This is a genomic window from Amycolatopsis sp. NPDC104819 (assembly GCF_055583145.1).
The window spans coordinates 565,938-579,174 of the sequence record NZ_JBVJON010000006.1; the positions used below are offsets into that span (position 1 = coordinate 565,938).

General features: G+C 72.3%; 12 protein-coding genes. 4 read left to right on the top strand and 8 right to left on the bottom strand.

What is annotated here, in order from left to right; translation table 11 throughout:
• Positions 1 to 453 carry a roadblock/LC7 domain-containing protein gene (locus tag ACZ63E_RS22095; protein ID WP_465307622.1) on the bottom strand — a complete coding sequence of 151 codons (453 nt, stop codon included), beginning with the start codon at positions 451 to 453 and terminating at the stop codon, positions 1 to 3.
• Positions 450 to 4,376: a sensor histidine kinase gene (locus ACZ63E_RS22100; RefSeq protein WP_465338106.1), complete on the bottom strand. Its 3,927-nt coding sequence runs from the start codon at positions 4,374 to 4,376 to the stop codon at positions 450 to 452. Before ACZ63E_RS22100 ends, ACZ63E_RS22095 begins: the two co-directional genes overlap by 4 nt.
• 973 nt (positions 4,377 to 5,349) lie before the next feature.
• On the opposite strand from ACZ63E_RS22100, the gene ACZ63E_RS22105 reads away from it, so the two are divergent.
• A complete protein-coding gene (locus tag ACZ63E_RS22105) occupies positions 5,350 to 5,784 on the top strand; it encodes a DUF485 domain-containing protein (protein WP_465337994.1) in 435 nt (144 codons plus the stop codon).
• A complete protein-coding gene (locus ACZ63E_RS22110; RefSeq protein WP_465307626.1) occupies positions 5,781 to 7,373 on the top strand; it encodes a solute symporter family protein in 1,593 nt (530 codons plus the stop codon). Before ACZ63E_RS22105 ends, ACZ63E_RS22110 begins: the two co-directional genes overlap by 4 nt.
• Positions 7,374 to 7,391: 18 nt before the next feature.
• Here ACZ63E_RS22110 and ACZ63E_RS22115 read toward each other — a convergent pair whose 3' ends face one another.
• The gene (locus tag ACZ63E_RS22115; protein WP_465337995.1) at positions 7,392 to 7,952 is read right to left on the bottom strand and encodes a TetR/AcrR family transcriptional regulator; all 561 of its coding nucleotides are present in this window, start codon (positions 7,950 to 7,952) and stop codon (positions 7,392 to 7,394) included.
• Between the two features lie 135 nt (positions 7,953 to 8,087).
• Here ACZ63E_RS22115 and ACZ63E_RS22120 point away from each other — a divergent pair, with 135 nt between their 5' ends.
• Entirely contained in the window at positions 8,088 to 9,512 is a 1,425-nt protein-coding gene (locus ACZ63E_RS22120) for an MFS transporter (protein WP_465337996.1), read from the top strand.
• Here ACZ63E_RS22120 and ACZ63E_RS22125 read toward each other — a convergent pair.
• From ACZ63E_RS22125 to ACZ63E_RS22145, 5 genes are all read right to left on the bottom strand, one after another.
• On the bottom strand, positions 9,490 to 9,834 hold the full coding sequence (locus ACZ63E_RS22125; protein ID WP_465337997.1) for a DUF3817 domain-containing protein: 345 nt from the start codon (positions 9,832 to 9,834) through the stop codon (positions 9,490 to 9,492). The two genes, ACZ63E_RS22120 and ACZ63E_RS22125, sit on opposite strands and share 23 nt — an antisense overlap.
• Before the next feature lie 10 nt (positions 9,835 to 9,844).
• Positions 9,845 to 10,237, bottom strand: coding sequence for a hypothetical protein (locus ACZ63E_RS22130; protein ID WP_465337998.1), 393 nt, complete (start codon positions 10,235 to 10,237; stop codon positions 9,845 to 9,847).
• Positions 10,238 to 10,302: 65 nt separating this feature from the next.
• A complete protein-coding gene (locus tag ACZ63E_RS22135; protein WP_465307634.1) occupies positions 10,303 to 11,217 on the bottom strand; it encodes a lytic transglycosylase domain-containing protein in 915 nt (304 codons plus the stop codon).
• A gap of 123 nt (positions 11,218 to 11,340) precedes the next feature.
• Positions 11,341 to 11,823 (bottom strand): helix-turn-helix transcriptional regulator, encoded by a 483-nt coding sequence (locus tag ACZ63E_RS22140; RefSeq protein WP_285483327.1) that lies wholly within the window; start codon positions 11,821 to 11,823, stop codon positions 11,341 to 11,343.
• A gap of 360 nt (positions 11,824 to 12,183) precedes the next feature.
• Positions 12,184 to 12,351: a hypothetical protein gene (locus tag ACZ63E_RS22145; RefSeq protein WP_465307636.1), complete on the bottom strand. Its 168-nt coding sequence runs from the start codon at positions 12,349 to 12,351 to the stop codon at positions 12,184 to 12,186.
• A gap of 104 nt (positions 12,352 to 12,455) precedes the next feature.
• Between ACZ63E_RS22145 and ACZ63E_RS22150 the strand changes: the two genes are divergently transcribed.
• The gene (locus tag ACZ63E_RS22150; RefSeq protein WP_465337999.1) at positions 12,456 to 13,229 is read left to right on the top strand and encodes a crotonase/enoyl-CoA hydratase family protein; all 774 of its coding nucleotides are present in this window, start codon (positions 12,456 to 12,458) and stop codon (positions 13,227 to 13,229) included.
• Positions 13,230 to 13,237 lie beyond the last annotated feature (8 nt).

The following is a 13,237-nucleotide window of genomic DNA, read 5'->3' on the forward strand; positions in this document are numbered from 1 at the left end:
TCATCCCACCGGTTCGCCGATCAGCGACCCACCCGAGCCCTGGAGCTGGGCGCGCAGCTCCGGGGTCAGGATCTGGCCGACCCGGTCGACGAGCATCGTCATCTCGTAGGCGACCTGACCGATGTCGCAGTTGGGGGCCGCGAGCACGGCCAGGCAGGACCCGTCGCTGATGGACATCAGCACCATGATCCCCAGCTCCATCTCCACGACGGTCTCGTTGACCGCCCCCGCCTCGAAGCACCGGGCCGCGCCCTGCGTGAGGCTGACCAGCCCGGAGGCGACCGCGGCGAGCTGGTCGGCCCGGTCCAGCGGCAGCCGGTTCGACGCGCTCAGCAGCAGGCCGTCCGCCGAGACGACCACGGCGTGCGCCACGCCCGGCACCCGCTCGGCGAAGTCGTTGATCAGCCAGCCGAACTGATTCTGCGTCGGCTGCGCATTACTCGGCGAGGTCATTCACCCTCCAGTGTCTCGTGGTTGGTCTCGGTCGCCCGCGCGGTGCGGTGGCGTCCGCGCTCGATGCCCTGCTGGAAGCTCCGCAGGCGGCCGCGCACGTCGTGGGCGTCACGTTGGGGTCGGGGGGCCGTGGCCCCGGTGGGCGGTCCGGCGCTGCCCGGGAGAAGCTGCTCCCCGCGACGGCGCCGGGGCAATCCTGCCGAAGTGAAGGTGGCGGGCGCCGACTGGGACACCGCTTGCACCGCGCGCCAGCCTTCGTCGGTGCCGAAGGTCCACTCCGCGGTGGCCTCCTCGGCGCGGACTTCCGGTGGGGCGGAGCGGCGGGACGGGAGCGCGGACGGCGGGGTGGCCGGACGGCCGGCGGGTGGCAGCTGGCCGGTGGTCGGGGGTGGCTCGGGAGGTGGCTCCGCGCCGGGTGACTGCTGCCTTGGTTGGGGGAGGCCGCCGGGTGCCTGGCTTTGCGGGAAGGGTTGGGGCTGGGGCAGAACCGGGCCGTTCGACTGGCCTGGCGCCGGTTGGAAGGCGTTCGGCTGCGGCTCGTCGGGCCGCTGGCCTGGCTGGGCGAGGCCGTTGGCCTGCCGGGAGCTTGGCTGAGGCAGGCCGTTCGGTTGCGCGGGCTGCGCCGCGGGTCCCTGTGAGCCCGGCTGCGGGAGGCCATTCGGTTGCCCGGCTTGCGCCGCGGGTCCCTGCGGGCCCGGCTGCGGGAGGCCATTCGGTTGCCCGGCTGGTGCCGCGGCGGGTCCTTGCTGGCTCGGCTGCGGCAGGCCATTCGGCTGCGGCGCGGCCGCAGGCGGCTGGAAAGCGCTCGGCTGCGAACCAGTGGGAAACCCGTGCTGGCCAAGGCCATTCGCCAGGCCGGCCCCCGGCTGTGAACCGGCCGCAGGTCCTGGCTGCGGCAGGCCGTTCGTCTGCGGCGCAGCCGCAGGCGACTCAAAGGCACCCGGCTGCGATCCGCCGGTCCCCTGCTGACCCGGCGACACCAAGCCGTTCGCCTGCCCAGCCTGCTCCCCCGCCCCTCGCTGGGGCAGAACCGGCGATCCCGGCTCCTGGGCCGCATCCTCGGCGGCCTTGCGGGCCTGCTGGCGACCTCGGGTCACGCCCTGCTGGAAGCTGCTGAGGCGGCCGCGGACGTCCGCCGGGTCGCGGACCGGGAGCTCGGGGCGGGCCGGGGCCGACGGGGTCTGGGCCGGTGGGGTCGACGTTGCGCTGCCCGGCATCAGCTGCTCGCCGCGGCGGCGGCGGGGCAGGCCCGCGTCGGTGAACGCCGTCGGCTCGGCCTTCGTCACCGCCTGGACCGTGCGCCAGTTCTCGTCGCTCGCGAAGTCCCAGCTGCGAGGCTCCTGCTGCTCCTGCGGCTCCTCCGCCGCCTTTTTCTCCACCGCCGGCGAAGCGGCGGCGGCCGCGGCCGGCTCTTCCCCGGCCGCCGGCTTGTCCTCGCGGAACCACGCCGACAGCATCTCGTCGAAAATCGGCGTCGTCTCCGAGCGGTCCGGCGCCGGGGCGGCGGCCGCAGGCGGCGGGGTGGCCGGGGTCGTCGTCGCCTGGCGCCACCAGTCGCCGAGCGTGATTTCGTTGGCGGAGAACAGGTCCTTGCCCGCCGGGAGGTCACCGGCGCGCGGGGGCTGCTCGGGCTGCGGGACCGGGAGCACGGTCGGCACCGGCGGCAGCGTCGGGCGCTGCGGCGGGGCCTCTTCGTCCTTCGGGATCGGGGCGAACAGCGCCGTCCCGGAGATCTCGAGGTCGGACGGCGGGCGCGGGGCCGTGGGGCCGTGGCCGTTCGCCAGCCCGGCGAGGTCGTTCGCCGACGGCCAGCGCTCCTCCCCCATCGCCGGCTGCGGCGGGACCAGCGGCCGCGGGCGGGAGTTGCCGTTGACCGGGCGGCGCGGCAGGCGGTTGCCCGCCGCCGGGCTCGCCGGGTGCTGCTGGGGCGAGCCGATCGGGCCGGTCACCGGGCCGTCGGTCACCGGCATCACCAGGTCCGGCGGGACGACGACGGTCGCGCGGACCCCGACGATGTCCTTGCCGCCGTGCAGCGAAACCCCGATCCGGTGCCGGCTGGCCAGCCGGCCGACGACGAACAGGCCCATCCGGCGCGACGTGGCCAGGTCGACCGACCCGGCCTCGGTCAGCCGGGTGTTCGCCTCGCCGACCTCGGCCTCGTTCATGCCGATGCCCTTGTCGAGGATGTCGATGTTGAGCGAGCCGTCCTCACCCAGCCGCGACGCCACCGTCACCGACGTCTCCGGCGCGGAGAACGCGGTCGCGTTGTCCAGCAGCTCGGCGACCAGGCGCATCAGGTCGCTCGCGGCGTACCCGACCACCCGGGCCGGGGGCGGCGGCTGCACCTGGACCCGCTGGTACTGCTCGATCTCCGACACCGCCGCGCGGAGCATGTCCGTGGTGCCGACCGGCTTCCCCGACCGGCGGCCCGGCTCGGCGCCGGAGAGGACCATCAGGTTCTCGTTGTTGCGGCGCATCCGGGTGGCGAGGTGGTCGAGCTGGAACAGCGTCGCCAGCTGGTCGGCGTCCTCTTCGTCCCGCTCCAGCTGCTCGATCAGCTGCAGCTGCCGCTGCACCAGGCTCTGGCTGCGGCGGGAAAGGTTGACGAAGACACTGCCGTAGCCGGTGCGCATCGCGGCCTGCTCGGTCGCGAGCCGCAGCGCCTGGTGGTGCACCTTGTCGAAGGCGCGGGCCACTTCGCCGACCTCGTCGTCGGTCCGCACCGGCACCGGCACGACGTCCGTGCCCTGCGCGCGGCCTTCCTGGATGTTGCGGACCGCCTCGGGTAGCACCGTCTCGGCGACGTCGAGAGCGCTGCGGCGCAACACCTTCAGCGAGCGCAGCAGCTGGCGGGTGATGAGGAAGACGACCGCGACCGCGAGCACCATGGCGGCGAACAGCAGCACCGCGAGCAGGCCCGCGCCGCTGCTGGCCTCGTCGACCAGCTCGGTCGACGTCGCCGACGCCGACGCGCCGAGCCGGTCGGCGACCTGGCCGATCTGCTTCCGCATCGCGGCGGACGCGGCGTTCCAGTCGGCCGCGTACAGCGCGCGGAAGGCGTCGTCGACGGCGCTGCTCTGCGCGTTTACGACCGACTCGACCATCCGGGCGCGGCTCTGCGCCTGGGTGCCTTCGGCGATCGCCGCGAAGTCGCGCTGCAGCGTGTCACCCGCCGCGGAGCGGAAGTCGACGAGCCGGTCGGCCAGCCGCAGCTCGGCGGCGCGGACGGTGGCCAGCTCGCTCGGCGTCAGCGACGCGCGGGTGATGCCGTAGGAGACCAGGGCCTGGCTGAGCGACACCTGCTCGCCCGCGACCAGCAGCTCGTGCAGCCCGGCGGGCGTGCCGCCGAGGGTGCCGTCGCCGGCGCCGGCCGTGGCGGCGGTGTCGAGGCTGATCAGCGCGCCGGTGACCCCGGAGTAGGCGGTGACGGCCTGGGCCGGGCCGAGCTGGCCGCCGTCGACCTGACGGCGGAGGAAGCCGAGGGTGCTGATCTGCGCGGTCGCCGCGCCGGCGGCGCCGGCCACCCCGGGTTCGACGTCGGCCGCGCGGGCCTGCGCCGAGGTGAACGGGTCGATCGCGGTGTCGGTCGCCTTGCGGGCCGCGGCCAGCTCGGGGGTGCCGCCGACGGTGCCGTCGGTCAGCATCGCCGCGGTGACCGTGCGCTCCTGCTGCAGCGCGGCGGTCAGCGCGCGCGTCTGGCCGCCGAGCGCGACGAGCCGGTCGAGCCGCTGGTACTCGTCCGAGCGGCTCACCTGTCCGGCGATCGTCGTGATGCCGAGCACCAGCGCGAGGACGATGGGCACGACGGTGACGGCCGAGAGCTTGACGGGCAGGCTCCAGTCGCGCCAGCGCACCAGCGCGCGCCAGGCCTCCTTGCCCTTGGACCGCCGGGGCGCTCGGCCGAGCAGCTCCCCCACGGGCACCTGACCTTCTCCTGCAACGGTCACGTGAGTGACTCCCTGTCCGGCGTCATGGATCCGCGTCGGCGGCGCGGCGTCGGTGTCCGCCCTCGCTCGCCCCCGGCTGCCCCGCTGTCCGCGCTGTCCGCGCGCCCGTTTCCGGGCAGGCACCGTCCCGGCGTCCCGTGCCCGGGACTCTGCACGTGCACGGCGCAACTTGCGTTCTGCACGGTCGTCGAGATCAACTTCATCGGTGCCAATCGATCACTGCGGTCTGCTGGGCCAAAGAATCGTACCCCCGCGGTCCTGCCGGTCAATTCTGTTCCCCGTTCGGTCACTGACCTGCGAAAAGTGCTTTCGGGCCCGAGGGTGGTCCGCGACATTCTGCCTCGCCGCCCCCGAAGAGGGAATTCCGGTTACCGGACGCGGTGCCAAGAGGCGTCCGGCCGTCACCCGATTAGCCCACCCAGGGCAACCACATCCCTCGGACGATCTACACTCGGTACCCCCATCGGGTGGGTCAAGTCTCAAGATGTGCCCGATGTTGTGGCGTTCACCCCCACCGTCGCCCGACCCGGTGATTTCTTTCGAGACCCCTGGTTGACCAGTGGATCTTCGCCGCCGCGCCCGCTCTCGAAGGACCCTCTCCCGCGCTACTGAACCCTGGCATGGACACCCTGAGTGACGAACGACTACACAGTCCTTGCAGGATTAGCTCGTTCGCCGCAACCCCGACACAAGACGACAACGTCGTGTCACAATTCTTCTCATCAATAGGGTGATCTGTCCGTGATCATGTAGCAAACGGGGATTCGACACTTTCGACAGGAAATCGAATACCGCGCGTTCCGGGAGCCTGCCCCACCCGGCCGCCTGCCGACTCGGCCGGACGGCCTAGTTACGATGTCCACTCGCAGTCCGCAAGGGCGGCCCGGCGCCCTGCCCGCAGGCGTCCCCGGGCCACCGCCGCCACGCAGGCATTCCGCCGGAGGCACCCATGTACGACGTCGCGCGCCCCGTGACGGGCAACGCCCTCGAGGAGACCGGTCAGCTGCCGGCCCTGTTCACCGGGGACCGCCCGTCCGGCGCCCACCGCCAACCCCCTCCCCGCACGGGGCCCGACTACGCCGGGATCCAGGCCGGCCCCGAGTTCGTCTCGCTGCGGCGGCGGTTCCGGGCGTTCGTCTTCCCGATGAGCTTCGCCTTCTTCGCCTGGTACATGACCTACGTGCTGCTCGCGGCCTACGCGCACGACTTCATGAGCCACAAGGTGTTCGGCCAGGTCAACGTCGGCATCCTGCTCGGCATCGGCCAGTTCGCCAGCACCGCGCTCGTCACCTGGCTCTACCTGCGCTACGCCCGCCGCCACCTCGACCCGCGGGTCGCCGAGCTCCGGGCCCGGGCGGGCCTTCCGGAAGGACCGCGCCGATGACCACCCTCGCCGCCGAAGGCACCCCCGCCAGCAACCCGATCGTCAACACGGCCGTGTTCGCCCTCTTCGTGGCGATCACGCTGTACGTCGTCTACCGGGCCAGCACCCGGAACTCCTCGACCGCGGACTACTACGCCGCGGGCAGCGCGTTCACCGGCCGCCAGAACGGCATCGCGCTCTCGGGCGACTTCCTCTCCGCCGCGTCGTTCCTCGGCATCGCCGGCGCCATCGCGATCCACGGCTACGACGGCTTCCTCTACTCCATCGGGTTCCTCGTCGCGTGGCTGGTGGACCTGCTGCTGATCGCGGAGCTGCTGCGCAACACCGGCCGGTTCACGATGGGCGACGTCCTGAGCTTCCGGATGAAGCAGCGCCCGGTCCGCGCGGCGGCGGCGACGTCGACGCTGGTGATCTCGTTCTTCTACATGCTCGCGCAGATGGCGGGCGCCGGCGGCCTGGTCGCCCTGCTGCTCAACGTGCACTCCAAGCTCGGCCAGGCGCTCGTGATCGGCGTCGTCGGGCTGGTCATGGTGCTGTACGTGCTGGTCGGCGGGATGAAGGGCACCACCTGGGTGCAGATCATCAAGGCGACGATCCTGCTGCTCTGCGGTGTGCTGCTCACGGTGTTCCTGTTCGGCAAGTTCGGCTTCGGGTTCTCGAACCTGCTGTCCTCGGCGGCCGACAACAGCCCGCTCGGCGACAAGCTCCTCGAACCCGGCGGCTCGTACGGCAAGAACGGCACCACCAAGCTCGACTTCGTGTCGCTCGCCCTGGCCCTGGTGCTCGGCGCGGCGGCCCTGCCGCACGTGCTCATGCGCTTCTACACGGTGCCGAACTCCCGCGAGGCGCGGCGAAGCGTCGTCTGGGCGACGGCGTGCATGTTCGTCTTCTACCTATGCACGCTCGTGATCGGCTTCGGCGCCGCCGCGCTGGTCGGCGCGGACGAGATCAAGGCCGCGCCGGGCGGGGAGAACTCGGCGGCGCCGCTGCTCGCCCTGCACGTCGGCGGGACGCTGCTGCTGGGCATCATCGCCGCGGTCGCCTTCGCGACGATCCTCGCCGTCGTGGCCGGGCTGACGATCACCGCGTCGGCTTCGTTCGCCCACGACGTCTACGCGAACATCTTCAAGCGCGGCAAGGCGGAACCGGCCGACGAGGTCCGGGTGGCACGGCTGACCGCGATCGCGGTCGGGGCGCTCGCCATCGTCGGCGGTGTGCTGGCGAACGGCCAGAACATCGCGTTCCTGGTCGCCCTGGCGTTCGCCGTCGCCGCGTCGGCGAACCTGTCGACGCTGCTGTACTCGCTGTTCTGGAAGCGGTTCAACACGACCGGGACGCTCTGGGGCATCTACGGCGGCCTGGCCGCGTCCCTGGTGCTGGTGCTCTTCTCCCCGGTCGTCTCCGGCTCTGCGGACTCGATCGTCAAGGGCATCGACTTCGCCTGGTTCCCGCTGAAGAACCCGGGCCTGGTGTCGATCCCGTTCTCGTTCCTCTGCGGCTTCGTCGGCACCCTGCTGGGCAAGCCGAAGGCGGATGCGGAGAAGCACGCGGAGATGGAGGTCCGGTCCCTCACCGGGATCGGCGGCTGACCCGGCGGACGGCCTGCGTCACGCGCGCAGGCCGTCCAAGATCACGGTCAGCACCCGCTTGCCGTCCTCGGGGCTGCAGTTGCGCACCGCCATGCCGGCGCCGTGCCCCAGCCGCAGGACGTCGGCCCCGACCACGTCGCCGCGGATCAGGCCCGCCTCGCGCGCGGTGTCGACCAGCACGCCCGTCGCCGCGCGCAGGCGCTGCTGGCAGTACAGGAACGTCTCCGAGCCCGAGTCGATCGACTCCTTGAGGATCGTGGCCAGCTTGTGCCGCTCCACGACCCAGGTGACCTGCTCGGTCAGCCACGCCTCGAGCGCCTCCCACGGCGGCAGCTCTTCGTGCAGCACGTACGCGCGGTCGGCCAGCACCTCGATCTCGTCGCGGTAGACCGCTTCGAAGAGCTTCTCGCGGGTCGGGAAGTGCCGGTAGAGCGTGCCCGCTCCGACGCCCGCCTTCTTGGCGACGTCGTCGAGCGGCACGTCGGCGCCGTGCGCGGTGAAGAGCTCGTTCGCCGTCGCGACGATGCGCTCGTAGTTGCGCCGCGCGTCCGCGCGCATCGGCCGCTCCGTGCCCGGCATCCCGGCCTCCTCGCCACGTAACCGGAGAGATTCTCCGAATTCACTTGCGCATCCGGAGACGCTCTCCATATTATCGGATCGCACGCAAGTGGAGAACATCTCCGCTTCTTCTCTTACTCCTCGGGGGAGTATCTCTTGTCCCAGCAAACGATCCATCGTGCGGTCGAGCCTGCCCCGGCCCGCCGCAGCGGGCTGGTCCTCGCGATCATCCTCACCTGCCAGCTCATGCTCATCCTCGACGCGACGGTGATGAACGTCGCGCTCCCGCGCATCCAGGCCGACCTGGGGTTCTCCGCCACCGGCCTGTCCTGGGTGATGACGGCCTACAGCCTGGTCTTCGGCGGCCTGCTGCTGCTCGGCGGCCGGGCGGGCGACCTGTTCGGGCGGCGCCGGATGTTCGTCGCCGGGGTCGCCGTGTTCACGCTCGCCTCGCTGGCCGGCGGCCTGGCCGACTCGGCCGCCCTGCTCATCACCGCCCGCGTCCTGCAGGGTGTCGGCGCCGCGATGGCGGGGCCGAGCACCCTGGCCCTGGTCACGACCACGTTTTCCGAAGTCAAGGCCCGGGTCCGGGCGCTGGCGCTGTTCTCCGCCATGTCCAGCGGCGGGTTCGCGATCGGCCTGATCGTCGGCGGCCTGCTCACCGAGTGGATCTCGTGGCGGGCGGCGCTGTTCATCAACGTCCCGTTCGGCCTCGCGATCGTCCTGCTCGCACCGCGGTTCGTGCCCGAGCCGCCGCGCCGGCCCGCCCACCTGGACCTGCCCGGCGCGGTCACCGGCACCCTCGGCGTCGGCTCGCTCGTGTTCGCCTTCACCCACGCCGCGTCCGACGGCTGGGGCAACACCGTGACGCTGTCCTCGCTCGTCGGCGGGCTCGTGCTGCTCGCGGCGTTCGTCGCCATCGAAGCCCGCACGGCGACGCCGCTGGTCCCGCTGCGGCTGTTCGCCGACCGCAACCGCAGCGCGGCCTACGTCAGCTTCTTCCTCGGCCCGATGGCCATGATGTCGATGTTCTTCTTCCTCACCCAGTTCATGCAGGACATCCGGCACTTCGCCGCGCTGGCCACCGGGTTCGCATTCCTGCCGATGGCGGTGCTGATCTTCACGATGAGCAGGCTCGTGCCACGGCTGCTTCCGCGCTACGGCCCGAAACCGCTGGCCATCACCGGGTCGCTGCTCATGGTCGCCGGCGTCGTCTGGCTCGCCCAGCTCACGACGGAAAGCACGTACTTCCCGGCGTTGTTCGGGCCGCTGCTGCTCATGGGGCTCGGCGGCGGGCTGGCGTTCGCGCCGCTCAACGTGATCGTGATGGCGACCGTGCCGAACGAGGACGCGGGCGCGGCGGGCGGCGTGCTGCAGGCGATGCAGCAGGTCGGCAGCACGCTGGGCCTCGCCGTGCTGGTCACGGTGTTCGGCGCGGTGACCCGCTCGGCGGGCACGACCGGAGCCCAGCTCACGGTCGACGGCATGACCGCCGCGTTCGCGACCGCCGCGGGGTTCGCGGCGTGCACGTTCCTGGTGGCGCTGACCTTCCGGCGGGTTACAGCTTCTGCCCGGCCTTGACCTTGTGCGTCACCCGGCGCTCGACGAGGAACGAGACGAACGGGACGCACCCGGCCAGCAGCACGAGCACGGTGCCCTTGATCGACCAGCGGGCCTTGATCGCCAGGTCGATGGTCAGCACCAGGTAGATCATGTACAGCACGCCGTGGATCGGCGAGTAGACCGCCGACGGCGTCGGGTTGTCGAAGCCGTACCGCAGCACCATCACGAAGCAGAGGCCGAGCAGGCCGACACCGGTGACGTAGGCGGCGGTGCGGAACCGGACCAGGGGGCCGGTGAACGGCACCGCGGTCTGCGCGGCGCCTTCGGTGCTGGTGGTCATCGGGTCGTCCTCACTCTGCGGCCTGCTGGTCGCGGGCGTTCAGCTCGCGCAGGTACCGGTTGTAGGCGGCCAGCTCCTCGTCTTCGTCCGTGTCGTGCCGCGGCGCGTCCGGACGGGGGCGGGGGGCGGGCACCTCGGCGACCGGCGGCACGACGGGCGCCGGTTCGGCCTCGGCCTTCTGCCGCAGCTTCCGGATCCGCCAGAACATGAACGCCGGGAACAGCCCGAACAACGGCCACTGCAGGACGTAACCGAGGTTCTGGAACGTGCCGTTGGCCGAGGTGAAGCGGTCCCACTGCCACCAGGCGAGCCCGCAGCAGACGAGCAGGCTCACCAGGCACGTCGCGACGATCGCGATCCGGCGTCCCCAGGGGGACCCCGCCGGCGGAGGGGAGGCTGGCACGGACCCGACGCTAGCACTGGGCGGCTGAGGCCCGACGGCCGACCGCGTGCGGGGTGGCCGGGCTCTCAGCCCTGCTTGCGGACCGACTGGGCGGCCTTCGCGTACCCGTCCGCGAGGCCGAACACCTTCTGCGCGTACTCCGTCGAGTTGTTGTAGGAGAGGATCCCGGCCCACCAGCCCGACGGGCTCGCCATGTCCCGGCCGCCCGCGCACAGGTACCGCGCCGCTGCCAACGCTGCGTCATCGATCTGCTGCGGATCGCCCAGACCGTCGCCGTTGCCGTCGGAGGCCCACTTACGCCACGTGCTCGGAATGAACTGCATCGGGCCCACGGCGCGGTCCACACCGGCGTCGCCGTCGTAACGGCCGCCGTCGGTGTCCCCGATCGCTTGCACGCCCGAGGAGCCGTCGAGCGGGACGCCGATGATCGGCTTGGACGGCCGGCCGTCGGCGCCGAGCACCGCGCCGGCGTACTGGCCGTGGTTCGACTCGATCCGGCCGATGCCGGCGAGCGTGGCCCACGAGATCTTGCACTTCGGCTGGTCGGCGCGCATCGCCAGCTCGGCGTTGCCGTAGGCCTGCAACGCCCGCGCCGGCACGCCGCTGGCCCCCGCGACCTGGCTCGCCCACTGGGAGAGCGTCGCGGGACCGGTGCTGCGGGCCTGCTGCGGGGAAGTCTGCTGTTCGGCGCCGCCCGCGACCGCGCCCCCGGCCGGGGCGACCGACCCCGGGCGGACGTCGGCCGCCTTGACCTGCAGGGCGGGGATCTCGGTGGTGAGCGGGCTCGCCTCGGGCGTCGACGCGCGGGTCACGAGCCAGATCCCGCCGCCGGCCACGGCCAGCACGGCGAGGACCACGACCAGCCGGGTGAGCACCGCGACACTCGCGGAGCGCGGCGCCGGTGCCGGTGCGGCGGGGGCGGCTTCCTCGACGCTCGCGTCGATCGGGTCGTCCTCGTTCTTTCCGGTCCTGGTGCGCACGTAACTCCGGTTCTCCAGCGTGGTGTCGACAGACTGTCAACGAGCCCGCGCAGGTTACCGTTACGTGGGTCGCCGAAATCGTCTCACCACACCGGTTCACCCGGCCGAGTGGAAAGTGTCTCGTCAGGCGGACTTCTGCTGCCGCGCGAGGCGCGCGACGCACCAGGCCGGGGCGCTGCCGCGGCGGAGGTGCTGCAGGACGGTCATCGGGCCGAGCCGCCGGCTCAGGTCGGACGGCGCGAGGCCGGCCGCCCGGTAGTCGAGGGCTCGCTGGTCGAGCGGGCTGAGACCGGCGTCCCACCACTCCTCGGCCTCGGCGACGCCGCCGACCATCTGCCACCAGCCCGCGGCGGCCGTGAGCAGCTCTTCGGGCACCTCCGGCAGGCGGCGGCGCATGGCGTCGAGGTAGCCGGGGTCGGCCGACTCGACCGGGACGAACCGCTGCTGCCCGGACCGGGCCCGCTGGCCCGGGATGCCCGGGGCCTGGGCAGGCGCGTCGGCCAGCCACGCGGAAGCGATGCGGTCGACCTCCTGCTCTTCGGGGGTCTGCTCGCGCTCGGCGGCCCATTGCCGGATCAGCGCGTCCACTCCGGGATCTCCGGTCATCCCTGCCTCCTTGTAGGTCCCCGACGGACAGGCCCTGACGCCTGTCCCACGCGGTGGTGCCGCACGCACCCACCTGCACCTTGCTGAGTGGAAACTGCCTGCGTACCGGGGGTCTCCGAGGGGGAGGGCGAACCACCCGATCACGCAATGTGAGCACCGTAGGGCCGGGGTGGTCTCCTTCGCCAGACCCCCGGTGCCACGAATTCGCCGACCTGCGCGTTTTCGGCGGCAATCCACCCGGATGGTCGAGTGCAGGGTCCGAAATCCGGGATTGGTGACGCTCGGTGATTTACCGCCCGGTAACACGCACGGTGACCGCCGGCGCCGCCGATGCGGTGCCGGTCAGCGGGTCGTGCGAGGTCAGGAGAAGAGCGTCCGGAAGAACGTGACGATCGCTTCGGCGCCGTCCTTCAGCCAGCCGAGGACGCGGTGCACGAAGTCGGCGGACTGGTGGGGCTGGGTGATCAGGAAGAAGAGCACGAGGGCCACGACGCCCACGATCAGGACTTTCTTCACGCCACTCGACATGCGCTTCCTCCCCGGCTCGCCGTCCCCGTCCTGGGAGTGGCCACGTCCATACTCTAGGGAAGGCTTGCCCGGAAGACACCCCGATCAACCCCCTAGGAGCCGCGATGACCCGGAACGTGCTGGTCGAGCGGGACGGCGCGGTGACGACGATCACCCTCGACCGGCCGGGCGCCCGCAACGCCGTCGACGGGCCGACCGCGGCGGAGCTGGCCGACGCGTTCCGCGCCTTCGACGCCGACCCCGGCGCTGCGGTCGCGGTGCTGACCGGCGCGGGCGGCGCGTTCTGCGCGGGCGCGGACCTCAAGGCGATCGGCACCGGGCGGATGAACCGGACTCACCCGGACGGGGACGGCCCGATGGGCCCCACCCGGATGACGCTCGGCAAACCGGTGATCGCGGCGGTGCACGGGCACGCCGTCGCGGGCGGGCTGGAGCTGGCGCTGTGGTGCGACCTGCGGGTCGCGGACACGACGGCGGTGTTCGGCGTGTTCTGCCGCCGCTGGGGCGTCCCGCTGATCGACGGCGGCACGGTGCGGCTGCCGCGGCTGATCGGCCAGTCGCGGGCGATGGACCTGATCCTGACCGGACGTCCGGTCGAGGCGGACGAAGCGTTTTCGATCGGCCTGGCCAACCGGCTGGTGCCGGCGGGCGAGGCGGTGTCGGCGGCGCAGGAGCTCGCGCGGCAGCTCGCGGCGTTCCCGCAGGCCTGCCTGCGCGGCGACCGGCTCTCGGCGCTCGGGCAGTGGGGCCGGTCCGAAGAGGACGCGCTGACGGTGGAGTTCACCGCGGCGATGGGCGCGGGAGTCCTGGCGGCGGAAGCGGTCGACGGCGCGGCGAGGTTCAGCGACGGCGAGGGCCGGCACGGCACTTTCGCGTGACCCAAGAG